Origin of the sequence: Macrococcus hajekii, from assembly GCF_004359505.1 — a bacterium.
In the GTDB taxonomy this organism is placed as follows: Bacteria; Bacillota; Bacilli; order Staphylococcales; family Staphylococcaceae; genus Macrococcus; species Macrococcus hajekii.
The window spans coordinates 1-336 of the sequence record NZ_SCWE01000044.1 but is presented as its reverse complement, the minus strand read 5'-3'; the positions used below and the strand labels follow the sequence as shown (position 1 = coordinate 336).

1 protein-coding gene is annotated in these 336 nt (G+C 53.3%); it reads left to right on the top strand.

The features are described from left to right. The coding region (locus ERX37_RS11295; protein WP_208001698.1) for a collagen-flanked surface repeat-containing protein at window positions 1–336 on the top strand (336 nt) is incomplete at both ends.

Sequence of the window (336 nt, the reverse complement as noted above, 5' to 3'; positions counted from 1 at the left end):
AACAGTGATCAAAGATGGTGCGGACGGCGAATCACCAACGGCGACAGTAGTCGACAACGGCGCCGGCACGCACACAGTGACGATCACAAATCCAGACGGGACAACAACGACAACAGTCATCAAAGATGGTGTTGACGGAGTAGACGGTAAAGATGGCGTATCACCAACGGCGACAGTAGTCGACAATGGAGACGGTACACACACAGTAACGATCACGAATCCAGATGGCACGACAACAACAACAGTGATCAAAGATGGTGCGGACGGCGAATCACCAACGGCGACAGTAGTCGACAACGGCGACGGCACGCACACAGTGACGATCACAAATCCAGA